This is a genomic window from Bremerella alba (genome assembly GCF_013618625.1).
Taxonomy (GTDB): domain Bacteria; phylum Planctomycetota; class Planctomycetia; order Pirellulales; family Pirellulaceae; genus Bremerella; species Bremerella alba.
On sequence record NZ_JABRWO010000008.1, the window covers coordinates 262,210 to 288,424 of the forward strand.

Annotated in this window: 24 protein-coding genes; 13 read left to right on the top strand and 11 right to left on the bottom strand. The window is 55.6% G+C overall.

What is annotated here, in order from left to right; translation table 11 throughout:
* Positions 1–65: 65 nt before the first annotated feature.
* Positions 66–344 (top strand): 30S ribosomal protein S20, encoded by a 279-nt coding sequence (gene rpsT / locus HOV93_RS15325; RefSeq protein WP_207397386.1) that lies wholly within the window; start codon positions 66–68, stop codon positions 342–344.
* A 54-nt stretch (positions 345–398) separates the two neighbouring features.
* Here rpsT and HOV93_RS15330 read toward each other — a convergent pair whose 3' ends face one another.
* The 4 genes from HOV93_RS15330 to HOV93_RS15345 all read right to left on the bottom strand — a co-directional run bounded on the left by HOV93_RS15330 (position 399) and on the right by HOV93_RS15345 (position 3,688).
* Complete coding sequence (locus tag HOV93_RS15330; protein WP_207397387.1) at positions 399–1,250, bottom strand: dihydroorotate dehydrogenase electron transfer subunit; 852 nt, start codon at positions 1,248–1,250, stop codon at positions 399–401.
* Positions 1,251–1,275: 25 nt separating this feature from the next.
* Positions 1,276–2,247 (bottom strand): pseudouridine synthase, encoded by a 972-nt coding sequence (locus tag HOV93_RS15335; protein WP_207397388.1) that lies wholly within the window; start codon positions 2,245–2,247, stop codon positions 1,276–1,278.
* Between the two features lie 95 nt (positions 2,248–2,342).
* Entirely contained in the window at positions 2,343–2,603 is a 261-nt protein-coding gene (locus tag HOV93_RS15340; protein ID WP_207397389.1) for a hypothetical protein, read from the bottom strand.
* Positions 2,604–2,716: 113 nt separating this feature from the next.
* Positions 2,717–3,688 (bottom strand): type I phosphomannose isomerase catalytic subunit, encoded by a 972-nt coding sequence (locus tag HOV93_RS15345; protein WP_207397390.1) that lies wholly within the window; start codon positions 3,686–3,688, stop codon positions 2,717–2,719.
* Positions 3,689–4,170: 482 nt separating this feature from the next.
* On the opposite strand from HOV93_RS15345, the gene tatC reads away from it, so the two are divergent.
* A complete protein-coding gene (gene tatC / locus HOV93_RS15350; protein WP_207397391.1) occupies positions 4,171–5,334 on the top strand; it encodes a twin-arginine translocase subunit TatC in 1,164 nt (387 codons plus the stop codon).
* Positions 5,335–5,373: 39 nt separating this feature from the next.
* Positions 5,374–7,029, top strand: a complete 1,656-nt coding sequence (locus HOV93_RS15355) for a formylmethanofuran dehydrogenase subunit A (protein ID WP_207397392.1) — start codon at positions 5,374–5,376, stop codon at positions 7,027–7,029.
* Between the two features lie 115 nt (positions 7,030–7,144).
* Here the strand turns inward: HOV93_RS15355 and HOV93_RS15360 are convergent, their stop codons facing one another.
* Positions 7,145–8,854: an NADPH-dependent assimilatory sulfite reductase hemoprotein subunit gene (locus tag HOV93_RS15360; RefSeq protein WP_207397393.1), complete on the bottom strand. Its 1,710-nt coding sequence runs from the start codon at positions 8,852–8,854 to the stop codon at positions 7,145–7,147.
* 399 nt (positions 8,855–9,253) lie between these two features.
* Here HOV93_RS15360 and folD point away from each other — a divergent pair, with 399 nt between their 5' ends.
* Positions 9,254–10,141 (top strand): bifunctional methylenetetrahydrofolate dehydrogenase/methenyltetrahydrofolate cyclohydrolase FolD, encoded by an 888-nt coding sequence (folD, locus tag HOV93_RS15365; protein WP_207397394.1) that lies wholly within the window; start codon positions 9,254–9,256, stop codon positions 10,139–10,141.
* Between the two features lie 202 nt (positions 10,142–10,343).
* On the opposite strand, the gene HOV93_RS15370 is transcribed toward folD, so the two are convergent.
* Together HOV93_RS15370 and HOV93_RS15375 are read right to left on the bottom strand one after the other, a co-directional pair.
* Positions 10,344–11,141 carry a TrmH family RNA methyltransferase gene (locus HOV93_RS15370; RefSeq protein ID WP_207397395.1) on the bottom strand — a complete coding sequence of 266 codons (798 nt, stop codon included), beginning with the start codon at positions 11,139–11,141 and terminating at the stop codon, positions 10,344–10,346.
* A 50-nt stretch (positions 11,142–11,191) separates the two neighbouring features.
* Positions 11,192–12,190, bottom strand: coding sequence for a class I SAM-dependent methyltransferase (locus HOV93_RS15375; RefSeq protein ID WP_207397396.1), 999 nt, complete (start codon positions 12,188–12,190; stop codon positions 11,192–11,194).
* On the opposite strand from HOV93_RS15375, the gene HOV93_RS26440 reads away from it, so the two are divergent.
* The 5 genes from HOV93_RS26440 to HOV93_RS15400 all read left to right on the top strand — a co-directional run bounded on the left by HOV93_RS26440 (position 12,184) and on the right by HOV93_RS15400 (position 17,371).
* Positions 12,184–13,395 (top strand): PDZ domain-containing protein, encoded by a 1,212-nt coding sequence (locus HOV93_RS26440; RefSeq protein ID WP_207397397.1) that lies wholly within the window; start codon positions 12,184–12,186, stop codon positions 13,393–13,395. The two genes, HOV93_RS15375 and HOV93_RS26440, sit on opposite strands and share 7 nt — an antisense overlap.
* A gap of 108 nt (positions 13,396–13,503) precedes the next feature.
* Positions 13,504–14,547: a glycosyltransferase family 9 protein gene (locus HOV93_RS15385; protein ID WP_207397398.1), complete on the top strand. Its 1,044-nt coding sequence runs from the start codon at positions 13,504–13,506 to the stop codon at positions 14,545–14,547.
* Positions 14,548–14,561: 14 nt separating this feature from the next.
* Entirely contained in the window at positions 14,562–15,611 is a 1,050-nt protein-coding gene (locus HOV93_RS15390) for a M28 family peptidase (protein ID WP_315853420.1), read from the top strand.
* Positions 15,612–15,645: 34 nt separating this feature from the next.
* The gene (locus tag HOV93_RS15395) at positions 15,646–16,068 is read left to right on the top strand and encodes a hypothetical protein (RefSeq protein WP_207397399.1); all 423 of its coding nucleotides are present in this window, start codon (positions 15,646–15,648) and stop codon (positions 16,066–16,068) included.
* 115 nt (positions 16,069–16,183) lie between these two features.
* Entirely contained in the window at positions 16,184–17,371 is a 1,188-nt protein-coding gene (locus HOV93_RS15400) for an FG-GAP repeat domain-containing protein (RefSeq protein ID WP_207397400.1), read from the top strand.
* A gap of 6 nt (positions 17,372–17,377) precedes the next feature.
* On the opposite strand, the gene HOV93_RS15405 is transcribed toward HOV93_RS15400, so the two are convergent.
* Positions 17,378–20,752: a protein kinase domain-containing protein gene (locus tag HOV93_RS15405; protein WP_207397401.1), complete on the bottom strand. Its 3,375-nt coding sequence runs from the start codon at positions 20,750–20,752 to the stop codon at positions 17,378–17,380.
* Between the two features lie 377 nt (positions 20,753–21,129).
* On the opposite strand from HOV93_RS15405, the gene HOV93_RS15410 reads away from it, so the two are divergent.
* Both HOV93_RS15410 and HOV93_RS15415 read left to right on the top strand, forming a co-directional pair.
* Positions 21,130–22,167, top strand: coding sequence for a DUF1559 domain-containing protein (locus HOV93_RS15410; protein ID WP_207397402.1), 1,038 nt, complete (start codon positions 21,130–21,132; stop codon positions 22,165–22,167).
* 116 nt (positions 22,168–22,283) lie between these two features.
* The gene (locus HOV93_RS15415) at positions 22,284–22,592 is read left to right on the top strand and encodes a hypothetical protein (RefSeq protein ID WP_207397403.1); all 309 of its coding nucleotides are present in this window, start codon (positions 22,284–22,286) and stop codon (positions 22,590–22,592) included.
* Between the two features lie 35 nt (positions 22,593–22,627).
* On the opposite strand, the gene HOV93_RS15420 is transcribed toward HOV93_RS15415, so the two are convergent.
* Entirely contained in the window at positions 22,628–22,795 is a 168-nt protein-coding gene (locus HOV93_RS15420; protein ID WP_207397404.1) for a hypothetical protein, read from the bottom strand.
* A 155-nt stretch (positions 22,796–22,950) separates the two neighbouring features.
* Here HOV93_RS15420 and HOV93_RS15425 point away from each other — a divergent pair, with 155 nt between their 5' ends.
* Together HOV93_RS15425 and sigJ are read left to right on the top strand one after the other, a co-directional pair.
* Positions 22,951–23,463 carry a hypothetical protein gene (locus HOV93_RS15425; protein ID WP_207397405.1) on the top strand — a complete coding sequence of 171 codons (513 nt, stop codon included), beginning with the start codon at positions 22,951–22,953 and terminating at the stop codon, positions 23,461–23,463.
* 58 nt (positions 23,464–23,521) lie between these two features.
* Positions 23,522–24,391 (top strand): RNA polymerase sigma factor SigJ, encoded by an 870-nt coding sequence (gene sigJ / locus HOV93_RS15430; protein ID WP_207397406.1) that lies wholly within the window; start codon positions 23,522–23,524, stop codon positions 24,389–24,391.
* On the opposite strand, the gene HOV93_RS15435 is transcribed toward sigJ, so the two are convergent.
* Positions 24,388–24,801, bottom strand: a complete 414-nt coding sequence (locus HOV93_RS15435; RefSeq protein ID WP_207397407.1) for a hypothetical protein — start codon at positions 24,799–24,801, stop codon at positions 24,388–24,390. The genes sigJ and HOV93_RS15435 overlap by 4 nt on opposite strands.
* Positions 24,802–24,879: 78 nt before the next feature.
* The gene (locus HOV93_RS15440; protein WP_207397408.1) at positions 24,880–25,950 is read right to left on the bottom strand and encodes a DUF1559 family PulG-like putative transporter; all 1,071 of its coding nucleotides are present in this window, start codon (positions 25,948–25,950) and stop codon (positions 24,880–24,882) included.
* Positions 25,951–26,215 lie beyond the last annotated feature (265 nt).

A 26,215-nucleotide genomic window follows, 5' to 3' on the forward strand; every position in this document is an offset into this window, starting at 1 on the left:
ATGATGATTAGCTTCTATTAAGAGTCTGACAAAGGACTGTTCGTTTCCGAATACCTGGTTCAATCATGCCCAATACCAAGAGCGCCCAAAAACGTCTTCGCCAGAATGCTGTTCGCCGTACGCACAATCGTGCGGTCAAGTCTTCGATTCGTTCCACGATCCGCAAGGTTCGAGAAGCCGTTTCCGCTAAGGAATTCGAAAAGGCAGACGAACTGTTCCGCGTCGCGGTCAAAAAGCTGGACAAAGCTGGCGCCAAGCACGTGTTCCACCAAAAGACCACGTCGCGTTTGAAGTCGCGTCTGAATCAGCACATCAAGTCCGCCAAGGACAAGGCTACCGCCTAGTTCGCCGCTGATTGGTTTTCTCGGACGCTGTGGTTCTTAACGGCATGCCTAATTTCAGGCATGCTCCCAGGCGATATCCGATGCTTCGAAGATTGGTCCTTCGACGCACGTGCGTTTGTAATCCCAGCTGCCATCTTCCTGGCATACCGGGGCCACGCAGGTAAAGCAGATTCCGATACCGCACGCCATCGGCGTTTCTAGCGAAACCTGGCACGGTATCTTTCGCCCGGTTGTTAACGCGCTGACCGCTTCCATCATCTTCTCGGGGCCACAGCACAACACGTGGGCCGGACCTGCTTCTTCCGCAAGTGCTTGCTCGAGTAGTACCGTCACGAGCCCGTGGTGCCCTGCACTGCCGTCTTCGGTGCAGATCTTCAATTCCATTCCCGTCGCTTTGAAGTCGTCGAGTCCGGCCAGGTCCGAGACCGATCGGGCTCCGTAGCACAGCGTAACCTTCTTGGGCTTGCTGACGTTGAAGGTCTCGGTTCCATACGACTGCTGGCCGAGAACCTGCTTGGCGACCGCTAGAAACGGTGTCTGCCCGATGCCACCGGCAACCAGAATGAGGTGGTCGGTCTCGGGAATCGTAAAGCCGTTGCCTAAGGGGCCCCAGACTTCGAGCTTCTGTCCTGGCTCGAGCTTTTGGAGCCGCGAGGTGAGCTTGCCGTGGACCTGGTAGACAACATCGACGTACTTCGGTTTGCCATCTTCGCCGGCGACGACATCGTATAGTGCGAAGGCACGCCCTAGCAGTGGATCGAAACAGTCGGCAATGCGGACCATGACAAACTGACCCGGTCGAATCTTCGCGGCGATCTCGGGGGCCTCGAAGCGTACTCGATAGACTCGGGCAGCAAGGGCAACGTTCTCTACGATGGAAGTTGCCTGGAATTGGAACTGAGACATGGGCCTGGCAATCCTTGGTCGGGCACTATTTGCGGCGCATTTGCTTCTTCTTGGAAGCCTGCTTTTGTTTCACGGCTCGCCCCTCGCCTCGGCGCGATTCGATAGGTGCAGGCTGCTGGTCGGACTTTCTCTTGGATTTCTTCTTTTTGCCACCCCGATACGCTGCACCTTTGGAGGTCGTCTTTTTGGTGCGACGGCTGTCCGGGCTGGTACTGGTGGCACGGCGAGGCATGAGCTTTCGCTTCGGTGCACCTTTGGCGGCACTGGCGTCCGAGCTTTCACGCAGGGCTTTGACTTCCGATGGCTTGAGCTCTCGAAACGATCCGGCCGGAACATCGCCCAGCTTGAGGGGGCCAATCGAAATCCGTTTCAGGCGAAGCACTTTATGCCCGACCTTGGCAAGTAAGCGGCGAATCTCGCGGTTTTTGCCTTCGCGGAGGACTATCTCGAGGATCGAACTTTTGCCCAGCTTTCTTTTCAGGCGGCAACTTTCGGCTTTGACGAAGCCATCGGCAATGTAGACGCCGCTCTGGATCATCTTGATCTCTTCGACCGCGAGAGCACCGGCGACTTCCACATGGTAGGTCTTGGCGACGCCGTACCGTGGGTGGGCCAGGTGGTTCGCCAGTTCACCATCGTTGGTGATGATGATCAGGCCTTCGCTCTGCCGATCGAGGCGCCCGATGGTGAATAGTCGCTCGTCTTGCGGCACCAAGTCGATCACGCGGGTGCGGCCTGCCTGATCGAAGTTGGTACTGACCACGCCGACTGGTTTGTTCAGGATGAAATACTGCTTGCGGCGGACGCGGATTCGCTGGCCATCGACCAGAATCTCTTGCTTGGCTGGATCGACGGAGGTGCCTAGCTCGGTGACGAAACTTCCGTCAACTTCAACGCGGCCTTCCTGGATGATCTCTTCGCACCTGCGGCGCGAGCCGATCCCGGCTTCAGCGAGGACTTTATGGAGACGAACCAACGATGACGATGAACCAGGCATGGGGCCAACAGACTACGAGAAAAAAGGACTTCGGCGAATGGCTCTATGATACGCCTGGAGTCCTGCTTAGCCCATGGGTAGCGAGCGTAAACCGGCTAAAACGCGGGGTTTCCGTTGGGATCGAGAAAGCTATACGGCTGATTTTTGACCGCCTCGGGGAGCGACGAGCTGTATTCGCGAGGACGCACACCCAGCATTTCGGGTCCGGCGTCGGTATCTGGGTAAGGATCGCTGTGCACAGCTCTTAGGCGTTGTTGTTGGACGGTTCCAGGGTTGAACCAGTTAGGCCTCGCCAGGCTAGCGCAGCCCGACGACGTCAGCAAAAACAGGCCGATAATCGTAAGGCGAGGCAACATGGGGAAAGTCTCCGAGGGAAACCCGAGTTCAATTTTGCGGACAATACCTGTTTCTCTGCATTACCGCAATGGAGAACCGGGCCAGGCCCCGAAATGCCAGCCGCCCCGTGCTTTTACGGCATGTACATATCCAGCAGGACGGTCGGCTCCAGGGCTCGCAAGGACAACGGACCGCACGCAGCCGGAACGACGAAGGTCGAACCTTTGCCCAGTGCCTGATCGAGTTGGGCGTGCGACGAGCGGACTTTCCCCTCGAGAACGGCCACGATATGAAATCGTTTCTCGTCGCCAATCGACTTCCGATCGTCGAACTCCCAGCGATCGAGGATGAACTTGTCGCACGTGACGAGTCGTTCAATCCGCGGGTCCGATGTTGGCTGCGGCTCTTGCGGCTGGACCGGGCCTTTTTCGTAGTCGATCGTTTCGAGGGATCGCTCGACATGAAGTGCCCTCGGCTTGCCGTCAGCCCCTACGCGGCCCCAATCGTACAAGCGGAACGTCGTATTGCTGGCCTGCTGGATCTCTGCGACCAGCAATCCCTTGCCCAACGCATGCACGGTTTTTGCCGGAATGAACAAGCAATCGCCTGTGTGGGGCTCTAGGACATGCATCATGTCGATGACTTTGTCGTCGGCGACGGCTTGGGCCAGGTCTTGCTGGGAAACGCCATCTTTCAGGCCAACATAGACCTTGGCCCCCGGCTGAGCATCGAGAATGTACCAGGCTTCGGTCTTACCCAGATCTGGCGGATCGAGGGTGGCCCCTTGGGCGTCGTCGGGGTGAACTTGAATCGAGAGATCGCGATTGGCATCGAGAAACTTGAACAGCAGCGGAAAGGTCTCGGAAGGAGTCTTCACGCCGAACAGGTCTTGCGGAAATTGTTGAACTAACTGACCCAGCGTTTTACCGGCTTCCGGGCCATTGGCTACAACGCTTTGATCGTCGCCATGATCGACCACTTCCCAGCTTTCAGCGAAGATCCCCTCGGCGGGAATCGGCTTGTTAAGCACCGTCCCCAAACGCCTGCCACCCCAGATATAGTCTCGAAAGGTCGGATTAAAAATCAGCGGATAATTCAACGACACGGCGCATCCTCTTAGCTGCAAGTCTAACGGTTATACCGGTTTTACGAATTGGAAAACTGTGCCACTAAATCTGGTCCCCTTGCCCCTTGGGGGAGAGGGTTAGGGTGAGGGGCGAAGCAGGTACCCGCTTCCCAACCCTTACCCTGGCCCTCTCCCTTGGGAAGGGAGAGGGGAAAAGATTTTGCGGCCTATCTGCGGGACATTGTAACGAAACGAAGTCGTTGATAGGATAAAACTATGTCAGGTGGCAGGACCGGCCTTTTTCTCAGCCCCATTGCTGTCGCGCGAAGTGCTCTTTCGGGGTGCCGGGCAGGATCCACCGACATGGTAAGACAACCTGATCGCTTCGATTGGCGTGAAGCGGACGGCCTGAGTTCAGGCTTCCGTGGCTCACCCAGATCCGCTCAGGCATAAGCTTACTGCGACTTTCTGTCTCCCTGCAATTCCCATAGCGATGCGATTTCTGCACTGAGGTTCTCGGAATGAACAGCAAGATCAACGATGACTTCTTCGAAGGCTCCTCGATGTCCTTCGGCGATCACTTAGAGGAACTGCGTAAGTGCTTGTTCCGCGCCGTCATCTGGCTGGCCTTCGGGGTGGCAATTGGTCTGTACTTCGGCACCTACGTGGTGAATTTTCTGGAGCAGCCGATTCAAAGTGCCTTGGTCCGCTATTACCAAAGCAAGTCGATCGCACAGCTGCAAGAGAATCTCGGCATCAAGCTCAACGATGAGCAAAAAACTGCCGTTGCCGATCACCTGAGAGAAAATGATTGGGTAGCCGTCGATATTTGGATCGAGCCGGCCGAACTAGAGCGGTTATCGGAAGCAAAGAGTCCTCCGCCAACCGACGAAGATAGTGCCCCTGAGCAGGACGCTCCGGAAGATGTTGCCCCGGAAGATATCGCTCCGGAATTTGCCGACGAACCTAAGCTGGAAGTCGATCCTGATCAACTGCCGACCGACGAGTCGCTCTCGGACGAAGACATTCTAATCGCGCTGCGAGATGCCAAGGTACTTCCCACCGAAGACCCGGTGCGCATGCGAACCTGGCAGCAGATCAAGCCATCGACCGAATCCTTGCGTGCTGAAGAAGCATTTATGGTGTGGCTCAAAGCGGGCATCGTGTTTGGCTTTATCATTGCCAGCCCAGGTATTTTCTGGCACTTGTGGGAATTTGTGGGGGCCGGCTTGTATCCGCATGAACGGAAGTACGTGTGGATCTTCATGCCGTTCAGCTTGGGACTCTTCTTCGGCGGTGCAGCGATCGCTTATTTTCTGGCCTTCGAGCCTGTCCTCGACTTCTTGTTCCAGTTTAACCTGATGACCGGTATCGACCCTCGTCCGCGAATTAGTGAATGGCTGGGCTTTGTGATCATGCTGCCACTGGGCTTTGGAATCAGTTTCCAGTTGCCGCTGGTGATGTTGCTGCTCAACCGCGTTGGGCTCTTCAGCATTCAGGCTTATACCGGCAACTGGCGAATCGCCGTGATGGTGATCTTCGTTTTGTCGATGATCGTTACCCCTTCCGACCCGATCAGTATGTTGCTGCTGGCATTGCCGCTGACGCTGCTTTATGGTTTGGGGATTGGATTGTGTAAGTGGATGCCTGGTATTCGCAAGCCATTCCCGGCCGCCAAGGGCTAGACGGTCTCGCGCGGTGACAGTACTCGCAAGGATTCGCTCATGGGATACCTCGTCCTCGAAAACGGAACCGTTCACGATCCGGCCAACGGTGTCGACGGCGAGGTGCGTACGCTGTGGCTCAAGGACGGCAAGATTGTCAGTCCTCCGGCAGAAGACCACCCACAGATCGATCGGCGGATCGATTGTCGCGGTTACGTCGTCATGCCGGGCGGGGTCGACATGCATTGCCACATTGCCGGCCCGAAGGTGAACATCGGTCGGCAGATGACGCCTGAGTACCGCCGCGATGCAGGCATCGCCCGCAGCGAAGGCCGCCGCAGTGCCAGTGGTGGCTTGCTTCCCAGTTGCGTCGGCACCGGTTACATGTTTGCCGGGCTCGGTTACACGACGGCCATGGACGCGGCGATCCCCGGTTTGCATGCCCGACATGCGCACGAAGATCTGCTCGACACGCCGCTGCTGGACAAAGGGTTTTATCTTCTCTTCGGCAATAACCAGTTCGTGATGGACCGGATTCGCGAAGAACGGAACGATTGCCTGGATGCGTATTTGGCTTGGGCTCTTGCTTCGACACACGGCTACGCGGTGAAGGTCGTGAACCCCGGTGGCGTCGAAAACTGGAAGCAGGTCAGCCGCAAGACGGTGCAGCAATTGGACGAGCCAGTGCCGGGCTTTGGCGTTTCGCCGCGCGCGATCGTGCGGAATTTGGCCGCGGCGGTCGATCGTTTGAAGCTGCCGCATGCCGTGCATATACACTGCAATAACCTGGGCGTGCCAGGCAATAGCGAGACCACACTGCGCACGATGCAGGCCCTCGACGGACACCGCGGTCACTTTGCCCATACACAGTTTCATAGCTACGCCGGCGACGAGAACGACCCGGCCAGCTTCCGCTCCGACGCGCCCCGTCTGGCCGAATATGTGAACGCCAACCCGAATATTTCGATCGATGTGGGCCATGTGAACCCCGGCAAAACGCTCGGCATCACCGGCGACGCACCGTTTGGTTACTTTCTGTCGAAGCTGACCGGCAATCGCTGGTACGCCGCCGATAGCGAACTGGAAGCCAGCTGCGGCGTGATCCCGATGGAGTTCCAACCTAAGAAGGCGCTCGTGCACGCTGTGCAGTGGGCGGCTGCGCTCGAGTGGTACTTGTTGGTCGACGATCCCTGGCGCATCGCGATGAGTAGCGATCATCCCAACGGTGGGGCCGTGTACCGCTACCCGGAAGTGATTCATCTGTTGATGGATGCGGCCTTCCGCCGTGAAGCGATTGGCAAGATGCACAAGCTTCTAGGCGAACGCACGACGCTGGCCGAGCTCGATCGCGAGTACTCGCTCAACGACATCGCGATCATCACCCGGGCCGCCCCAGCCAGGCTGTTGGGGTTGAAGCACAAGGGACACCTCGGCCAGGGAGCCGACGCCGATGTAACCATCTATACGCCAAGTACCAACCGAACCGAGATGTTTCAGCGACCACGCTATGTGGTGCAAGCTGGCCGTGTGATTGTCGAAGACGGCGAAATTGGCGGCGAAGTCTTCGGCAAGCTATTCACCGTTTCACCCGGCATGGATGACGGACAGTTGCCGGTCATCCAGAAGTGGTTTGATGATGAACACACGATCCGCTTCCGCAACTTTGCGATCGAGAAAGAACATCTAGGCGCGGTCGAGACGGTGGCGAGCTCTTAAAGCGTAGGTCCCCTCTCCCCTCTCCCCTCTCCCCTCTCCGGGGCGAGGGGACAAGAAAAGGAAAAAGGGCACGATGTTTCGTACCCTTTCTTTTGGTTTGCGATTGGAAAGCGGTCTAACCGCCGGTCGCTTCCAGCAGCTTCTCTTGCCCCAAGCGATCGCAGAAGTCGCCCAGGCTTTCGCCTTCGGTGCGTTGTTCTTTGAACACGGTGAAGACCTTTACCAGTTCCGGAACGACTTCATTGGCGAGAACCATGTCTTTGTAGATGTAGCTCAAGCGGTTGCCCAGCAAACGGCCGCCGAGGAACATGGTGTACTTTTCCTTGGCACGTCCGACCAGGCCGATGTCGCTGTTATAGGGGCGAGCACAGCCGTTGGGGCAACCGGTCATTCGCAGGGTGAACTTCTCGTCCTGCAGACCAAGCTTGGCGACTTCCTTTTCCAGGTCATCGACCATGCCAGGCAAAGCCCGTTCGCTCTCGGTGATCGAAAGACCACACGTCGGCCAAGCCACACAGGCCATCGACCAACGTAGCGTGTTGCTGATTTCTTCGGTCAGCACGACGTTGTATTTCTTTAAGATCTCTTCCAGCTTCGACTTATCGGCTTCGGCGATTTCGCTGAAGATGATGTCCTGATGGCCGGTGAAGTGGATGCCTGGGTTGAGGCTCAGGCAGACTTCGCGAATGGCCGTCTTCAGCTGGCAATCGTCGGTGTCGGCGATGCGGCCGTTCTCGACGTTGAGGCCGTAAAACCACTTGCCGTCTCCCTGTTGCGACCAGCCTTTGTGGTCGTCGAAGTCGGTGACGTCCGCTTCGTGCGGCCCTGGCAGCTCGCGGCCGAAGTACTCGTCGACCTTCTTCTTGAACTCGGGCAAGCCCATGTTACGGACGGTGTACTTGAGACGGGCCACCTTGCGGTCTTCGCGGTTGCCAAAGTCACGCTGAACTTTGACGATCGCTTCGCAAGCCCCAATCAAGTCTTCCGGGGAAACATAAGCGAGTTTCAAACCCAAAGCCGGGTAGGTCTTGTCGGCACTGGGCGTACGTCCCATGCCGCCACCGACCAGGATGTTGTAACCGACGATCTTGCCCTCTTCGTGAACGGCAATGATGCCCAGGTCTTGGGTATAGACGTCGATGCAGTTGTCTTCCGGCAGGCAGATGCCGATCTTAAACTTACGCGGCAGGTAGTGCTTGCCGTAGATCGGTTCCACAACTTCCTGGCCGTTTTCGTCGACGCGGGTCTTCTCGCCTGTCTCGGGATCTTGCAGGAAGATCTCGCGGTAGGCACCGGTGCGTGGGGCGAAGTGATCGGCGATCTGGAACGACAACTTTTGAATGTGGTCGTGCAGCTCGTTGTTTTTAAACGGAGCCGGGCAGCACATGACGTTTCGGTTGACGTCGCCGCAAGCGCCCAGCGAGGTCAGGCCGACCCCCTTCATGCGCTGCATCAGCTGACGCACGTCATCTTTCTGAATGCCGTGGAACTGCGTGCCTTGGCGGCTGGTGATACGGAGCGTGCCGTTGCCGATTTCATCGCACAGGTCCAGCTCTTCCAGCATTTGCTGGCTGTTCAGCAGACCTGCCGGCAAGCGGGTCCGGACCATCATGATGTAGTCTTTGCCGCCACCCTTGGCTCGATTCGCGGATCGAGCGTCGCGGTCGTCCTGCTGATACATACCGAAATGTTTGATCAGCTGGATGCTTTCCTTGCTGAAATGGTCCGTTCCATCGGACATTTCTTCAGCGACGGTGCCGCGGAGGTAGTTGCTTTCGTCTTTGATGCCCTCAACCGGGCTCAGCTTGTTTTCAGTGGAAGCCATGGAGCTAAGTTATTTGGGTAAGTAGGCGGCAGGCAGCTTGGCCTGCGAAATACGGTTATCGGCACGCTTAGAGCCCCCAGACACTGGCAATCCGGCCAAAATTGGGGACAACGCGCCTAATATACACATTCCTGCAATTCTTCGTAATGCGTCAATTTGTCGCAAACCAGCCAATCGGCCTTGCCTAGATTAGCATTTGTCGTTTGGTTCCCGCTTCCTTTCTCGGGCATAGCGGTGGTGAATTGAGGGGCGGTTCGACTCTTCGTGGCAGGGATTCCCCCCCGCATGAGCGGCTTGGACAACCAGATTCGTTGGTAGGTGGTAGTTTGCGTGTGGGTGTCGGCTTGTAAAATGAACCCGGTTCCCCTCCATGCCCGCTTTCTGACTAACGAGGTTCCTGTGACTGCGACTATTTTGGACGGAAAAACGGTCTCCGCCGCTTTGCAAGACGATATCGCCAAACGGGTCGACGCGTTCACAGCAAAATCGGGCGTAACTCCTTGTCTGGCCGCTGTTTTGGTTGGCGAGGACCCTGCCAGCCAGGTTTACGTACGCAACAAGGAGCGGGCTTGTCAAAAGGTGGGCATGACCAGTCAGCTGTTTCGCAGGCCTGACGACATCTCGCAGGCCGACCTTCTGCAACTCGTTGAGCAGCTTAACCACGATGACAACGTGAGCGGCATTCTGGTTCAGCTACCCCTTCCGAAGCATTTGGATGCCTCGCAGGTGTTGGATGCGATAGACCCGCGTAAGGATGTCGATTGCTTTCATCCCAGCAATGTCGGACTGCTCTCGCAGGGGCGACCGAACTTTTTACCCTGCACACCGCATGGTGTCGTGCAGATTTTGAAGCATTTCAATCTGCCGACCGCCGGGAAGAACGTTGTTATTCTTGGCCGCAGCGACATCGTCGGCAAGCCATTGGCGTTGATGCTCATGCAGCGAACGAGCGAGACATGCGGAGCGGACTACGCCAATGCCACCGTTACGGTGGCCCATAGTCGTACGCCTAATCTTAAGGAATTGACCCAGCAGGCCGACATTTTGGTGGCCGCGATCGGTGTCGCCAAGTTTGTGACCGCCGACATGGTCAAACCAGGGGCCGTGGTGGTTGACGTAGGGATCAATCGCACCGATGACGGTTTGTGCGGCGACGTCGACTACGACGCGTTGCTGGAAGTCGCCGGAGCTGTCACACCGGTGCCTGGTGGCGTGGGACGGCTGACGGTCACGATGCTGCTGGAGAATACGTTGAAGGCTGCCATGATTCAGACCAGCGAAAGCTAGTCATCGGTTCGTACTGAACCAACGGTTGGCCCAGGGATTTATCTCTGGGTGGCCACCGGCCACAAGTGGCTCGTGAGTTGGGTTTGAACCCGATAGAGACTTAGCTATTTGTTCACGTTCTTGCATTAGCCGCTTGTCGGCGTTGCCGACCCAGAGATAAATCTCTGGGCCAACCCCTAATTCTCTTCGGCCAGACGATCCGCTACGACCGCTGGCGCAGCGATTCGTACAGCAAGACCGCGGCGGTGGTCGAGACGTTCAGGCTGTCGGCGATTCCCTGCATGGGCAGGTGAATGTTGACGATGCCGGGGCGATGCCATTGGTCACTTAAACCATGGGCTTCGCTGCCGAGAACGAGGGCCGTGGCCTGCTTCATGTCGACGGTTGAATAGGGTACCGACCCATCGACCCGGGCCGCATAGATTTGGAACTGGTCGTTCTTCAGGAACGCGATTGTCTCTTCCGAGGTCGCATCGACGACGGTGGCGGAAAAGATCGTACCCAAACTGGCGCGAATGACGTTGGGGTTGAATAGATCGGTGCGACCATCGGCCGAGATCAGGATATCGGCCCCTACGGCGTCCATCGTTCGTAAGATGGCTCCGACGTTGCCCGGCTTCTCGACCTGTTCGATGACGACCACCAGCGGGCATTCCGGAAGCACCACATCCCCGAGCTTCTTTTCAGGAATTTTCGCGATGGCGACCGCCCCTTCGACACGTTGGCCAAACGCCAGTTTCTCCATGACATCGCGGGTCACGTGCAGAATCTGCACATCACCATGATCGGCGAGAACCTGTTCGAATTCAGCAGGCTCAGGACCAGAAAAGGCTTCCGGAAGCACAAACATGGTTTCGATCGGAAAGCCAGCTTGCAGGGCCCGACGGATCTCGCGGAGGCCATCGATAATCGTTCGCCCCTGCTGCGCACGCCCCCGCCGGTCGCGAAGCTTCCCGGCCGACTTGATTTGCGTGTTTTGAAGCGAGCGGATGATTTCCATAAAGAGTTCTCGTTAGGGAAGTCACTTCCTTGAAAGGCGAGAAAGAAATTCTAATTTACGCGTGCGAAACTCGCGTAGTACCCGCTGGGTAAATGGCGTCCGCTGCGATCTTGGATGGTCAACGCACCGGCTTTGATTTGGCGGGAAGAAACGCTGGGGAATGCTTCTCCCATCATGTGCCGGAGCGTATCGTCTTCATAGCCCGGCGAGTGGCAGGTGAGCAATAACAGCTTGGGATTTTCGCTGAGTAGCTTGTTCAGGCTTCCCATTAAAAGGGGCAGATGCTTATCGATTCGCCAGACTTCCCCCTTCGAGCCATGGCCGTAGCTGGGCGGGTCGAGGATCACGCCGTCGTAGGTGTTGCCGCGTTTGATTTCGCGCTTGACGAACTTGCGGGCATCTTCCGCGATCCAACGAATTGGGGCCTCGGTCATGTCGGAAAGCTCGGCGTTGCTGCGTGCCCATTTCACGACGTTGGCGGCCGCATCAACGTGGGTGACTTCGGCCCCGCCTAGGGCACAGGCCAGCGAAGATCCGCCGGTGTAGGCGAACAAGTTGAGGACTTTTAGCGGACGGGGGCTATCGCGGCACGTTTGGATTAGCCAGTTCCAGTTGGCGAACTGCTCGGGGAAGAGTCCCAAGTGGCCAAACTTGGTTGTTTTCAAACGAAATTTCAAAGGGCCAGCGGCGACCTGCCAGGCCGTCGGCAATTGATCGGCATCGATCCAGTCTCCCTGGGTTTCGTTTCGACGCACGTATTTGGCAATCGCCTGGGACCAGAGCTTGGGCTTGGTGGCCTTAAATCCTTCCGCGGACGGAGAATACCGATCGAGAACCACCGATCCGAATTGTTCTAACTTTCGCCCAGAGCCAAAGTCGAGCAAGTTATATTGAAATGAGGCCAGATCGGCAGCGGTCATGTTGGTCAGCGGCGAGTATGCAAGGGGCGGGAAATTGGTTTTGCCCTGGAATAATTGGCCATATCTTCCCACAATAGCAGAACACGCCTCGCCTGTCGTCGTCCCCTCAACCGAGATCGCTCGTGACACGTTGTCGAACTTTAAGTCTGTTAGGTTGCCTGATTTGGGGCGGCATCATGCTATCGCCGATCGCCTCGGCGGCCGAGCCACCCGAGGGTGCCCCAGCAGAGCAGCCGCCGACCTCGGCCCAGATTACTTCGTGGATCGATCAACTCGACAGCGACAAGTTCCTCTTGCGCGAAAATGCCACGCAGAAACTGATTAGTGCCCAGCAGTCGGCGATTGGGCCTCTGGCCGATGCCGTTCGCACCGGTAGTTTAGAGAAGGCCTTTCGCTGCATTCATGTGCTGCGCGCGTTCGCGATTGGGGACGATATCGAGACCGAGATCGAAGCCAGCGCCAAGCTTGCGTTGATTGCGGCCACCGAGAACGACCGGGTGGGTGCGTACGCCGGAGATGTACTGAAGAAAATTGAACCGATTCAACGCGAGCGGGCTATTCGTATTCTTAGTGGTTTAGGTGTGAAGTTCACAAGCTACGCCCCCGTGCAAGGGTTTCAGGGGCTAGACGAAGGGCCAGCGATTTGGATCACTAATGACTACACCGGCTCGGCCCAGCATCTGCATTACTTGCAGCACCTGGGGTTTATCGAAGATGTTCAGATCGAGAACGACAAGATCACGGCGGACTGGTTTGCCGAAATCGCTAAAATGCCGAACGTCGATCATATGACAATCAAAGATGGACCGGTCGATATCGAAATGCTGCGAGAACTGGAGCCCATTCTAGACAAGATTCAATTTGTGCGGCTTTACTATCTAAATTTGAAAACGTCCCCTGCTCCGCTACTTACCAAGATGACATCTCTGCGTCAGGCAGAACTGTTCGGAATGGTGGTCGATGGCAAAGAGGTTTTCCAGGACCCGCAAGAACAGCAGCGGGTTCGCTCGGCGTTGCCAGGCGTGTTGCCGGATAGCTTGAAGTTCCGCAGCGGTGGCTTCCTGGGCGTGCGTGGTTCCGCGGATGGTAACCGGCCCCCCTGTGTCGTTCAAAGCGTCGACCAAGACACCGGTGCCTACAAGGCCGGCTTGCGTGGCGGTGATACGGTAACCGAAGTCAACGGAACAAAGGTCGAAGGGTTCACCCACTTGATTGCGTTGCTGCAAGACAAGAAAGCAGGCGACAAGGTCAAAATGATTGCCGTTCGTGGGTCGGAGACCAAAGAATTGGACGTGATCCTCGGAAAGTGGCAACTTCGCGAAGGCTATCAATAGGCGGCCCCGTCGCGAATCTCTATTGCCATCGCAGGTCGATAGTCCCTACGATACGCTCCGCATCCGTGCCGATGGAACTGGCACGCGACAAAAGGAGTTGTCGAATCCATGCTATCACCTGCCCCCCGCATTCTAATCACTCGCCTCAGTGCTCTGGGAGATACGGTCCTTACGCTGCCGGTGCTGTGTGCGCTGCGCAAGGCGTTTCCCGCGTCTCAAATTGGCTGGGTGGCCGAGCCGGCCGCATCAAAGGTCTTGGCCGATCGGACCGATCTCAACTTTTTGTTTACGGTCGAAAAAGGTTGGCTGACCAATCCGACCGAAATCAACCGACTTCGCCGAGCCCTCTCGCGACATAAGTTCGAGATCGTGCTCGACGTGCAAGGCCTGACCAAGAGCGCCGTCGCAGGTTGGCTTTCCGGTCGAAAACATCAAATCACTTTCACACGCGGACAATCGCGCGAACTGGCCCCCAACTTGGCCGGAGTGCGTGTTGCTCCGTCTTCGAAATACATTGCGCAGCGATACCTGGAATTGCTCGAGCCGCTGGGTATTGAGAATCCCACGCTTGAGTTTCAGATGCCGTACGACCACGTCGCCCACCAGACGATGGCCAGCCGCTCGTCGGTCATCGCCGGCGGTCGCTATGCGGTGCTGAACGTCGGTGCCGGGTGGTTCTCGAAAACATGGGTTCCGGCCCGCTTTGGCGAGGTCGCGGCCGACCTGTTTATGCGTTACGAGATGCCAAGTTTGCTTCTGTGGGGAAGCGAGACCGAGTACCAGTACGCCGAGCAAGCGGCGGAAGCGGCTCGTTCGATCGCCCCGCACTGCGTTAATATATTGCCCAAAATGTCGATCGCGGAGATGAAAGAAACCATCCGCCATGCTTCGCTGCTCATTAGCGGTGATACGGGGCCGTTGCACTTCGGTGTGGCCCTCGATACGCCGACCATTTCCTTGTTCGGCGTGACCAAAGCAGAGTATTATAGTCCGTGTCGCGGCATCCACCGGACCATCCAAAATGTGCACCAGCCACTTTCCAGCCGCCAACGACGCCGGGCCGGAAACGACGCCATGCAGGCAATTCCGACGGTGGACGTCTTGAGTCAGGTAGACATCCTGCTCAATATGCGGCATCCTAAAGCTGCATAACCTGGACTTTTTCTGTGTCTTCACCGAGCTTCACTTTGCCGTCCGATCAGCCAGAACAACGAATCCCGCTTTGGAGTACGCTCATTGCCGGAATGATTGGCGTGGTCGCGATTGTCGTGATGCTGGCCCTCAACGGTGGTAGCGACCCGGCACCTCCGGCCGCCAATGTGAACGGCCCAGAGGACCTTTCGCGATATCTTCCCTTCGACGGCGAGAAGGCCTACCAGCATCTGAAAGATATGTGCGACCTGGGGCCACGCGTTAGCGGCACCCCGGCAATGCAAAAACAGCAGCAAATGATCGAGGATCATCTGACCCAGCACGGGGCCACGGTGGTTCGGCAGGCGTGGGAGGTTCGTCACCCGGAAACAGGTCAGCCGGTCACGCTGACCAACCTGTTTGGCCGCTTTCATCCTGAACGCACCGAGCGAATCTTGCTTTGCTGCCATTACGATACCCGACCTTACGCCGACGAAGACCCCGACAATCCGAAGGCACCATTTCTGGGTGCTAACGACGGAGCAAGTGGCGCCGCGGCGCTGATGGAACTGACGCGGCACTTGGGCGAGCTCGATACCAAGTATGGCATTGATGTCGTGTTTTTGGACGCGGAAGAGTTTATCTTCGACAAAGAGCGCGATCCCTTCTTTCTCGGTTCGACCTATCTGGCCCAAAGATACCGCAGTGCCGACATCAATTTCCGCTATAAGTGGGGCATCTTGCTCGATATGGTGGGAGACAAAGATCTGCAGATTTACCAAGAGCGCAACAGTCTGTCCTGGCAAGACACGCGGCCATTGGTAATCGATATCTGGCGTGTGGCGAACCGGCTGAATATTCCGGAATTCGTTCGCCGGCCACGACATACGATCAATGACGACCATGTCCCCTTGCACGATATTGGCGGGATTCCGATCATCGATATTATCGATTTCGACTTCCCAAGTCCGGGATATGGGCCAAAATATTGGCACACGCAGCAGGACGTGCCTGAGAACTGCTCGGCAGCATCGTTGGCCAAAGTTGGTAAAGTGGTGTTAACCTGGCTGCAGGAACTCGAATAACTACGCCGTACACGAACAGGGCGGACTATCGCTAATGCTCTTCGCCACATCACTGATTGCTTTCGTGTTGATCGTCATTGCCTGGATGATGCATGTTCAACATCAGCACACGATCAAGATGGTCGAAAAGCATAACGATTGGGACAACCGCAAACGCGAGTTTCTGCTATCGCAGGTGCGCCGGCGAACCAAGGTCACCCACACGATCGTGCTGATTGCCGCGGCCTTTTTGGTCAGCAATATCGTTCCGGTAAATATCTTCTACGTCCTTTACTGGGCCTGCGTTTCCCTGCTTCTGCTGCGGATTGTGTTGCTGGCTGGTCTCGATGGCTTTGCGACCAAGAACTATATTCTCTCGCTACGCGATGAACGCATCGCCAGTCGTCGGGCCTTAGAAGAAGAAGTACGCCGGATGCGCGAAGAGAAAGCCCAGGCGGGCACGCACAGCGAAGAATAAGCCGAGAGTGCGCTTTAGGCTGTGGTAAATATTTACGTGACACGTGAATATATCAATGGGACAATGAGCGTCTCAGACATGCAGATTTCTTGTCCCTGCCTGGAGTTCCCCGCTCATGCTATCTCGCCTGCTCTTGCTCTCCCCTGCCCTCTTGCTTTGTGTTGGTTCGCTTTCAGCTGAGGATGCCAATCAGCCGAACTTCAGCAAGACACGTCTCACCCAAGAGTACTTCGCCGAAGGGGCCTGTGTGGGCGATTTCAACAAGGATGACCAGACCGATATCGTCTGCGGACCGCATTGGTTTGCCGGCCCCGACTTTCAAACCAAGCACACGTTTTACGACGGTAAGGTGTTTCCCAACGATCGCGGGTACTCGGATAACTTCTTCTCGTTTGTCGATGATTTCAACGGCGATGGCTTCGACGATGTGCTTGTGGTTGGCTTGCCAGGCACGCCTGCCCATTGGTACGAAAACAGCCAGTCCGACAAGCCTTGGAAGAAACACTTCGCTTTTCCAGCCGTCGATAACGAAGCTCCGGCTTTCTTGGATATCTCCGGAGATGGCAAGCCGGAACTTGTTTGTCACTTTGAAGGGCAACTCGGATATGCCTATCCCAATGAAAAGGATCCGACGCAGCGTTGGGTGTGGACGCCCATTTCCGAAAAGCAAGGTTGGGGCCGCTATCAGCATGGGCTCGGTGTAGGCGACATCAACGGAGACGGCCGACAAGACTTTCTGATGCCTGAGGGGTGGTGGGAACAGCCCGAAAATTGGGACGGTTCCACTCCCTGGAAGAAACACGCCTATCGATTCGCCCCCGGCGGAGCAGGCATCCATGCGTATGATTTGGATGGCGACGACGATAACGACGTGGTCACCAGCCTGCACGGCCATCGTTACGGTCTGGTTTGGCACGAGCAGACGAAAGGGGAAAACGGCGAGATAAAGTTTACCCAACACGAGATCATGGGTACGCCTGAGAAGTCGGTCAGCGAGTTGGTCTTCAGTCAACTTCACGCCGTGGAAATGGCCGACATGAACGGCGACGGCTTGAACGACATCGTCACCGGCAAATGCTACTGGGCCCACAATGGAAAAGACCCCGGTGCGAAAGATCCTGCGGTGCTGGTCGTTTTCCTGACCAGTCGTACCGACGACGGCGTAGTGAGCTTCCAACCGATCGTCGTCGACGACAACAGCGGCACCGGCCGGCAAATTACGCTGGAAGATGTGAACAGCGACGGTCGAGTTGACATCGTGGCGGGGAACAAGAAGGGGACTTTATTGTTCCTGGCGAAGTAGCACTTTCTATTCGTGCGACTTTTTTCCGTTCCAAAGCAAGAGGATGCTGCCGTAGGTCCCCGTAATCAATCGTCCGTCGGACGTAGCAGCGATATCGGGTGAAAAACGTCCATCTGCCAGCGTGAACGCTGGCCCTTGCAAGTTGAGGATTTCGGTCGCGGTGGGCACGTCCCAAACGCGAACGGTCGTATCGAGACCTGCGGAAAACAAACGGCGTCCTTCCGGGCCGAAAGCGATGGAGTAGATATTCTGGGCATGCCCCGTGAGCGTGGCGATCTCTTCAAGCGTGTCTAGATTCAATATCTTGATCGTTCCGTTGCTGTTGGAAACCGCGACGAGTCCATTGGAAGAGATTTGCAAGTCGGTGTTAGCTTTCCCGGGACGATCCACGTATCGGCGAAGTTTCTTGCCGGTCTCGAGGTCCCACAGTTCCACTATATTCCAACCGGCAGTGACTACCTTCGTTCCGTCCGCAGTAAAGCGGAATGGTGCGGTCCAGTTCCCGAACGCCTGAATCTTCTTAACGATGCTTCCATCTTCCACGCTTCGGATGGCTAAAAACCCGTCATAGCATCCGCGTGACGCGACCCACTTGCCGTTAGGGTGAAAGGCAACCTGGAAGACGCGTTGTTGGTGGTCGTCGACTGCCCAGATTTCTTCTCCGGATTGAGAATCAATGAGCCGAATGGTTTTGTCGTTAAATGCGGTAGCAACGATTTGTTTCCCGTCATTCGAGTAGTCGAGCGTGGCGACAATTCCCTTGAACACAGGGAAACTCGCAACGTGCTTCCCCGTCTGCAGTTCGACTATTTCGATCTTTCCTTGGTCGGTTCCTACGGCTACTTGAGTCTCGTCGGGGCTGATCGCAACCGAGCCAGCGATGCCATCGAGGTTCATCAATCGCGTGAAGTCCTGACGTAGAGACGTATCCCAAAAACGGATGGTACCGTCGGCGCTGGCGGACACAAGCGACTCGCCATCTTTAGAATAGCGTAGCCGCCGAACTCCATCGGCATGTCCTGTCAAAATTTGGGGAGGACGTCGCTTTTTCAGATTCCAAATTCGGATCGTACGATCATCGCTTGCGGACGCAATTCGTTCGCCGTCGGGGCTGAAGCTTACGTCAACAATTCCCCCGCGATGGCCATGCAGTACGTTTAAGAGTGCTTTCTTTTTGATATCCCAGACTTGAATGTCGCGTACGTCGCCAGAGGTCACCAGAAGCGTTCCATCGGGGCTAAATGCGATTCGCTTGGGGGTCCCGCCGTTGGTCTCGATCCGGTAAATTGTTTTGCCACTTTCGACGCTACACACGCAACAAACCGAGCCACCATAGGCAACGGCAAAATGTTCGCCGGTGGGACTGACCGCGAGGGACTTAATCACCGCTTTTTGATTTGGACGAGTTTGCAGGATCGATTTTCGGGTTTTGAGATCCCAGAGATCAACCCGATCGAAGGTGGCAGTGAACAGACGGTTCTCTTGAACAGCAAAAGCCGTTGTGCCTCGGCCTGTATTGGTTTCGCTCGGTAGGTCGAAGAGTGGTTCCCCCGTTTTCGCGCTGCAGATCCTGAAGATGGATTGTTTGATCAATTTGATGGCGACATGACGCTCGTCGGGACTAAAAGCGGCCGCCTCGACCCCCAGGCCACCGCTGGGGTGCGACCAGTTTACGGAACCATCATGCAATGAAATGGAGCGAAGTATGCCGTCTTGCTCCAAGATAATATCGTCGAGGCTTGGCGAGATCGCACAACCGCGATGGTGGTCGTAACCTTTGAGCCAATCGATCGCCTGTTCGCTGAGATGCGTCTTGCGCAGTTTGTCGAGGTAATGCCATTCCCAATCGCGAAACTCCGGTTCCGAGTTGTCGAGCAAGCGGTCGACGTTTCCCGGTGATGCCTCTTGAAAGCTATGATGGGCCAGCGTCATCTGCGTGAGATAGTTTCGGTATTTTAATCGGTCTAGCGCCTCGACTACGTTCTGGCGTTCTTGCTCGGCCTTCTTTCGTTCCTCTTCGGCAGTTTGTCGTGCAACTTCGGCCGACTGCTGATGCGAGATCGCGAGGGACTCGTTATCGCGTGCCAATTGGGCGTGGTGTTTTGCCTCTTTTTCGTTGCGTTGGGCACGCTCGGCCTCGCTTACAGCTTTCTCTTGCGAGGCCAGGGAGTAGCTCAACGCTGTGCTTGAGACGGCGAACCCAATCAAAGAGACCAGCACGATCGCCGTGACCAGTCCACCGATCAATGGATTACGACGAACCCAACGCACGCCACGCTCGAAGGTCGATACTTTGCGAGCAGTGATCGGGCGATCTTCCAGCCAACGCTCTAGGTCGTCGGCCAATACCCCACAATCGGCGAAGCGGTGGTTGGGATCTTTCGACATCGCCTTCAGGCAAATCGTTTCCAGGTCGGCGGAAATGGCGGCCTGTCGTTGACGCGGGGGCACTGGCTCTTCGGAGATGACCTGGAGAAGCACTTGATGAACGGGACCACGAAACGGGGCGTCACCGGTCAATAATTCGTAGAACAATGCCCCCAGGCTGTATTGATCGGAACGTGGTCCCACTTCCGACGTTCGCTCGGGATTGGCCTGCTCGGGTGCCATGTAAGCAGGCGTCCCCATGACGGCACCATCTTTGGTCAACTTCTCTTGATTGTCTTCCAAGCGGGCCAGGCCAAAGTCCATTAAGAACGGCGTATTCGCCTCGTCGATCATCACATTGTGCGGCTTGATGTCGCGATGGATGATTCCTTGGCTGTGGGCATAGTGAACCGCACGGGCCAGCAGAACGACAATGCGTGCTGCCTGACGTGGTCGCAGAGGGCTGTCTGGCTCGACAAACTTTTCGAGCGATTTGCCTTCGACGAACCCTGAGGCGATGAAGTACGTGTCTTCTTCTTTCCCAGCGTCAAACACCGGGACGATATTGGGATGCGTCAGTCGAGCGGCCGCTTTCGCCTCGCGAAGGAATCGTGTTGCGGCTTCCGGAGTTTGAACTCTCTCAGCGTGAGGAATCTTGAGCGCGACGGCGCGATCCAGCATGCTGTCGAAGGCCCGGTATACGGTGCCAAAACCACCAGTGCCGAGCACCTCTTGCAGTTCAAAGCGTCCAATTTGCCCGGACGAAGTTCGTCGGTACTGGGCCACAACGCCATCGCCAGGAGTACTCAGCGTATTATCACCCAGCGTGAGGGTGGCCTTACGACGATTACGAGGCGTGTTCAACACCATAACCTCGACGGCACCGTTCTCCGTCAATTCCATCATGGTGCCGCAGTGACGACAGCGAGCACGCTTGCCAATGCCGTCCTTCGGCTGCTGAAAAGCCTTACGGCATTGGGAATTCGGACATCGAAACGTCGTGGCCGAACTCATCGCGATTGATTCTCCGGAAGAGGGATCGCTCGGCGGAAGATCTCTTACGCCTAATATCGTGAAGTATGACTGTTGCTAATTGAGTGATTCTTACCTTACCCCAAATAAGGGTAGCTTTTCAATAAGTTGGTTTTGCGAAGCACCGGGGAGGAACGTATCGGACTGGCAATGCCTAATTACATGCCATATTTTGCGTTTTTGAAGTAAAAAATCAGGCCATGGGGACCCTGCTGGGATCCTAGCTACATTGACAAGTAGAAATGCCAAGGGATAATTAATAGCAATAGAGTAGGGTTTCTGGGCTTATAGACTTCCCCAGTCCCGTGTCTCTAGTATCATTCTTTTTTTCTATTCTGTTCATGCAGGATTAATGGAACATGAAAACGTTGAACCGGACGGCATTCACACTCGTGGAGCTCTTGGTTGTCATTGCCATCATTGGGGTTCTCATCGCATTGCTATTGCCGGCTGTTCAGCAAGCCCGTGAAGCCGCACGACGAATGAGTTGCTCGAATAACTTCAAGCAACTTGGCTTGGCGATGCACAACTATCACGACACGCACAATGCATTTCCGGCGTTTAACTATATGCCTGGCGTGGATCCTGGATATCCCTACCCCGGTTACAGTGCATTTACCCAGATTTTGCCGTACATCGAGCAGTCAGCTTTGAGCGATCAAGTCGCATCAACTTCTCAGCAGTTCTGGCTGCGTTGGTACGATGGGCCAATGGAAAGTCTCCGAGCTACCCCCTTGGCAGCGTTTAAGTGTCCGTCAGATGGCGACTTTCCTGCCGCTGCCACCAATCGAGACAATGGTCCAGGTTGCAACTACGCAGTGAGCATTGGATCGAGCACGAAATATTCCACTCCAACTCAGCAAAATGGCATGTTTCGAGGGCCGGCACCTAACGGATCCACCACAGGAGTCGAAACCGCGATGAGGGATATCACTGATGGTCTGAGTAACACGTTGATGGCTTCCGAGCAATTGGTGGGTGACCGTAACGATACAAGTTTGATGAATGGAAATTCGTCAGAACCTCGAAAAGGTGGAAGCGCAGCGTCTTTCACGACATATCCATCCCAGTCTGCCCTTGATACGTTTGGTCAAGCTTGTGAAGGGTTGACAACTCACAATAGCACCAATGGCCAACATTGGATTTGTGGGTTGCCAAGTCAGACCGGAATTAACACGCTTGCCCCCCCCAACTGGAAATACCCCAACTGTCAAAACAGCGGCAGCGGCTTCGCTTCCGATCGCGACGGCGTTTACGCACCGCGGAGCCGTCACCCTGGCGGCGTTCTGGTGACCGTGGGCGATGCGTCCGCACGGTTTATTTCGGAAACGATCGACCTCGAGACGTGGCAAAATTTTGGTGGTCGCGACGACGGCAAGGTCGTTCAGTTGCCGTAACTCTAACGATTGAGATATTTCCTCTTCTTGCCCCTGAGGTTTCCTTGTAGGGCGGCTGGCTTGTTCGTTCAGCCGCCTTTGGCATTTCGATCGTAAAGACATCCAGGAACTTATATATGCAGATAATCTTTCGTGTAATCATTTTGTCTGCACTTGGCGTCGGGTGCCTCGGTTGCGGACCGGGAAGCACGCCCGTTCCCCCGAACCCTACTCCGCCTGCCGAACTGATTAAGACGGACCTTAGCTATATCGTCGAGACCGGCCAAGTTGGGAGTGAAATGGACACGATCCGGGCCAACATCGAGAAGATCAACGAAGAAGACCCCACCAAGGGTGTCGAGTTGCAAGAAGATTTCAATCAACTTGAGAAAGCTCGCGGCAACCAAGCCCGTTCGATAGCAAAAAAGATGATGGAAAAACTGTAAATCATTGGTCAGAAAAGATTTATTGCAACTGCCAGTCAACGCAGTGTATTGGTGACCGCCAGGCCGTTGTTCTTTCGGCGGTCGCCGGCACCGTCGGTCGCCATGACATGGCCGTCGTCTTGAGCGATGGCTGACCTCTGCGGCGTTGTCTTGCCGCGAAGCGTTGATGTTGGATTGATCGTTCCACATCCGTCGCTAATCACCCGTCGACGCCATACGCTGCCTCTTCACCGGCGCTAATACCATGAAAAGTTCTTCGATGGCATTTGTCACATTCAGTCAACGCCGATCGTCTGATTAGCTGTAGCAGGCAGTCGTTGCCTGGTTGGATACCAATCGGACATCTGAGGAGACGATCATGGATACTCAAGAGGCGAAAGAGAGCCTGGAGCAGTTTGGCCAGCACTTTGACTACGATAACGGTTACCTCATTCAGTTACTCGAGGACTCGCCGGAAGCGTTTGAAACCTTCGCGGCCGCTCAGGCAATGCCCAACTTTCATAAGGTGTTGCCGCTGGAAGCGTTTTACGTGGCGAAAGTTGCCGTGATGAAAACGGAAGACTGTGGCCCGTGCATGAACTTGAGCCTTAAAATGGGGGCCGAGCAAGGCGTCGATCGCGAGTTGCTCAAGGCGATCGTCCAGGCTCCGCAGTCGCTACCACAACCTCTCCGCGATGTTCACGACCATGCGATGGCCGTGATACAGAACGAGAACGACGACGCCGACCGCATGGAACGCATTCGCAATCATTACGGTATTGAAGCTTTTGCCGAGTTGGCTGTGGTCATTGTCGGTTGTCGCATCTATCCGACTTTGAAACGAGCGATGGGGATGGCCAATCACTGCGAACTGACGAAACTTGATTTTTAAAGTTTCGTCGCCTGGTTTTATTGGACCAATCCCTTTTCGATCTTAAGGAATCGACGTCATGGTAACCGGCGATCAGTTCGAGCTTCTGCGGCAGAATCTGATTGGTTTCTGCTATCGGATGCTGGGAAGTCTTCCCGATGCGGAAGACATTGCTCAAGAGGCTTATCTGCGCTGGGAACAGGCCGGGCGGCCTCAGTTGGACTCGCCGCGAAGTTGGTACCTGCGTGTTTGTGCGCGGCTATGTTTAGACCGTATCAAGTCGGTGCGCTATCAGCGCGAGAAATACGTCGGCCCTTGGCTGCCAGAGCCCATGTTGGCCGATCATGCCGATCGCACAGAGTTGGACGAAACGATTTCAATCGCTCTTATGCTGACGATCGAACGCTTGAAACCCGCCGAACGAGCCGCGTTTATTCTGCATGATTTATTTGGCTACGAGTTTCAAGAGGTCGCCGAGATTCTCGGGCTGGAAGCAGACAATTGCCGCCAACTCGCGAAAAGAGCCCGGGGGCATCTGCGTGGCGAAAAGCAACGCAGCGTGACCGACGCTGCCGGAATCAAGCGAATCTCCGACGCGTTTTTTCAGGCCGTCAACGCCGGGGACTTAGATCGTCTGCGTGATGTCTTGTCGGAAGATGTCGTGATGCATACCGACGGTGGAGGCAAAGTCAGCGCCGCGCGAGACTTGATCGTTGGCTTCGATGCCGTAACTACATTTATGGTCCGGGTTATCCGCTATGCCCAACGCGAGCAAACGATTCTCTATCGCCCGGCCTGGTTCAATGGTGCACCAGGCGCCGTCAGTTACCTGGGCGAAAAGATCATCGCCGCCTATCACTTTGAGGTGATCGACGACAAAATCGCGACGCTTTATGTCTATCGCAACCCCGACAAACTGGCGATCTTTGAGCAAGCCTCGGCAAGTTAATCGGACGTGACCTCGAAGGAAAACGAATTGTCCGCGGTCTCTGTCACTGTAGCCGATAACGTGGTCTCTTCGTTGTACTTTTTGGGAATGATGTTCACATACGAAGGTTCTGCATCGGCTCCGTACATCTGGGTGTTCCCTTCCTTCGCAATATAAGAACGGATTTCTATTTTTCGATCGCCAGGAAGGACTTCTCCCGAGAACTTTCCGTCCGCAACTTTTACCGTGTCGCGAATTCCATCGGCCACGGAAACAAAAATGATTTCGCCCGAAGGCATCGGCATGCCGTCGAGCGTGACTTCGCCTTGAACGGGATACGACTTAGGTATAGGAGCTTGGGAATTGCAGCCAAGTACAATGATTCCCAGTAGTAACATCATGGCCGTGATAAGTTGGGATGAATTGCGCATGTTGTTTCAAGGGATATAGGAAAAGGAGCCAGGGCAACCGTCTTCTTGCGTTGCCCCGAGGAAAAATCGGCCAGCGGACTACGGAAGTTCGATGACCTGTCCGTCATCTCGTGTCACGAGACGACCTTGTAAATCCATTGACATGGTCTCAGGCAGGAACCGGACAGAACCGTCGGCGATCAGTGTCATCACGCCGCCTGGGTGGGCCGAGACGAGCGGCATGTTGGTGCTGGCGTTGTCACAAATTCCGTCCGAACCGCAATTGCCTGGACCATCGGGCCAACCGGTGCCGGGGCGTTTCTTTTGGTTGATGGGATAACGAATTGTTACTTGATTGAAGGTCCGCAGATCACCTCCATTACCGACATTCGGTGGAGATTTGGCTGATCGCCAGCCAATCATCCAACCATGACGATAGCCATTGCGATAATCGTGCTTGGACCCATTGGCTGTAATTAAAGAGTCACTGATTTCGCCGATCACGGCTGTGTTGGAAGTTCCATCGGTGATCGCTTCGAACCCGAGTTCTCCACTGGGGATCATCACTCCGCCTCCGCTGGCAATTCCTCCCGAGCAACAACCGGTCGCCGAGGAAGGTGTGTTAATCCGGCTCTCGGTGTACCCGGGAATCAGGCCGTTGACGGCTCCAGAAATAGCGGCATAGCTTGGCGCCATGATCGGGCCGTTGGATTGCGGATTAGCCGCAAATTCCTCCAAAGGAGAAGAAGGGCAAAGGTAAGCATCCAAGGTTACATTTTTAGCGGCTGCCGTATTGGTTGCCACACTGCCACTCCACCCCGAGCCTCCGCTGAGATCCATTTGGTCGTAGAGCGAGTTCTGCTCGATAAAGGGCAGAAGAAATACCATCCAGGAACTCCCCCACCCAGATCCCGTGGCATGCGTTCCGAAGGGCTGTTGGTCCGCCGACCCGCCAGCCGGGACATACCCATAGGTATCATGGAAGTTGTGAATCCCCAGGCCCAATTGCTTCATGTTGTTGCTGCACTGCATCCGTCGAGCGGCTTCACGTGCTTGCTGAACCGCAGGCAGCAACAAGGCAATTAATACCCCTATGATTGCTATAACAACTAGGAGTTCCACCAGAGTGAATCCCAGATTGCCCCCTGGATTGCGATTGCGTTTACTCATGACTCGCCTCAATAGAATAGATATTAAAAGAAAAGGATGCCAATCAACGACTGCCATAGAATGGTTTTATCGCCCCGCAATAGCGGGGTCAATGAAGATTTCTATGGCGTTCATGGAAATCCGGGCGTATGCAGCCAGCAACTAGACGAGTGCATGCCACCCACATGGACCAGAATTGCTCCGCATAACTTCGCCCAATACGCATAGGCTTGGCAGTGCCTGTTGGATTAACGTTGGCCGGCAGTTGGAAAAGATCTCGTTCGGC

Bases quoted from the DNA above. Each gene is read 5' to 3' on its own strand.
- rpsT (WP_207397386.1), top strand. From the start codon at position 66: ATGCCCAATACCAAGAGCGCCCAAAAACGTCTTCGCCAGAATGCTGTT.
- HOV93_RS15330 (WP_207397387.1), bottom strand. From the start codon at position 1,250: ATGTCTCAGTTCCAATTCCAGGCAACTTCCATCGTAGAGAACGTTGCC.
- HOV93_RS15335 (WP_207397388.1), bottom strand. From the start codon at position 2,247: ATGCCTGGTTCATCGTCATCGTTGGTTCGTCTCCATAAAGTCCTCGCT.
- HOV93_RS15340 (WP_207397389.1), bottom strand. From the start codon at position 2,603: ATGTTGCCTCGCCTTACGATTATCGGCCTGTTTTTGCTGACGTCGTCG.
- tatC (WP_207397391.1), top strand. From the start codon at position 4,171: ATGAACAGCAAGATCAACGATGACTTCTTCGAAGGCTCCTCGATGTCC.
- HOV93_RS15355 (WP_207397392.1), top strand. From the start codon at position 5,374: ATGGGATACCTCGTCCTCGAAAACGGAACCGTTCACGATCCGGCCAAC.
- HOV93_RS15360 (WP_207397393.1), bottom strand. From the start codon at position 8,854: ATGGCTTCCACTGAAAACAAGCTGAGCCCGGTTGAGGGCATCAAAGAC.
- HOV93_RS15370 (WP_207397395.1), bottom strand. From the start codon at position 11,141: ATGGAAATCATCCGCTCGCTTCAAAACACGCAAATCAAGTCGGCCGGG.
- HOV93_RS15385 (WP_207397398.1), top strand. From the start codon at position 13,504: ATGCTATCACCTGCCCCCCGCATTCTAATCACTCGCCTCAGTGCTCTG.
- HOV93_RS15395 (WP_207397399.1), top strand. From the start codon at position 15,646: ATGCTCTTCGCCACATCACTGATTGCTTTCGTGTTGATCGTCATTGCC.
- HOV93_RS15400 (WP_207397400.1), top strand. From the start codon at position 16,184: ATGCTATCTCGCCTGCTCTTGCTCTCCCCTGCCCTCTTGCTTTGTGTT.
- HOV93_RS15405 (WP_207397401.1), bottom strand. From the start codon at position 20,752: ATGAGTTCGGCCACGACGTTTCGATGTCCGAATTCCCAATGCCGTAAG.
- HOV93_RS15410 (WP_207397402.1), top strand. From the start codon at position 21,130: ATGAAAACGTTGAACCGGACGGCATTCACACTCGTGGAGCTCTTGGTT.
- HOV93_RS15415 (WP_207397403.1), top strand. From the start codon at position 22,284: ATGCAGATAATCTTTCGTGTAATCATTTTGTCTGCACTTGGCGTCGGG.
- HOV93_RS15425 (WP_207397405.1), top strand. From the start codon at position 22,951: ATGGATACTCAAGAGGCGAAAGAGAGCCTGGAGCAGTTTGGCCAGCAC.
- sigJ (WP_207397406.1), top strand. From the start codon at position 23,522: ATGGTAACCGGCGATCAGTTCGAGCTTCTGCGGCAGAATCTGATTGGT.
- HOV93_RS15435 (WP_207397407.1), bottom strand. From the start codon at position 24,801: ATGCGCAATTCATCCCAACTTATCACGGCCATGATGTTACTACTGGGA.
- HOV93_RS15440 (WP_207397408.1), bottom strand. From the start codon at position 25,950: ATGAGTAAACGCAATCGCAATCCAGGGGGCAATCTGGGATTCACTCTG.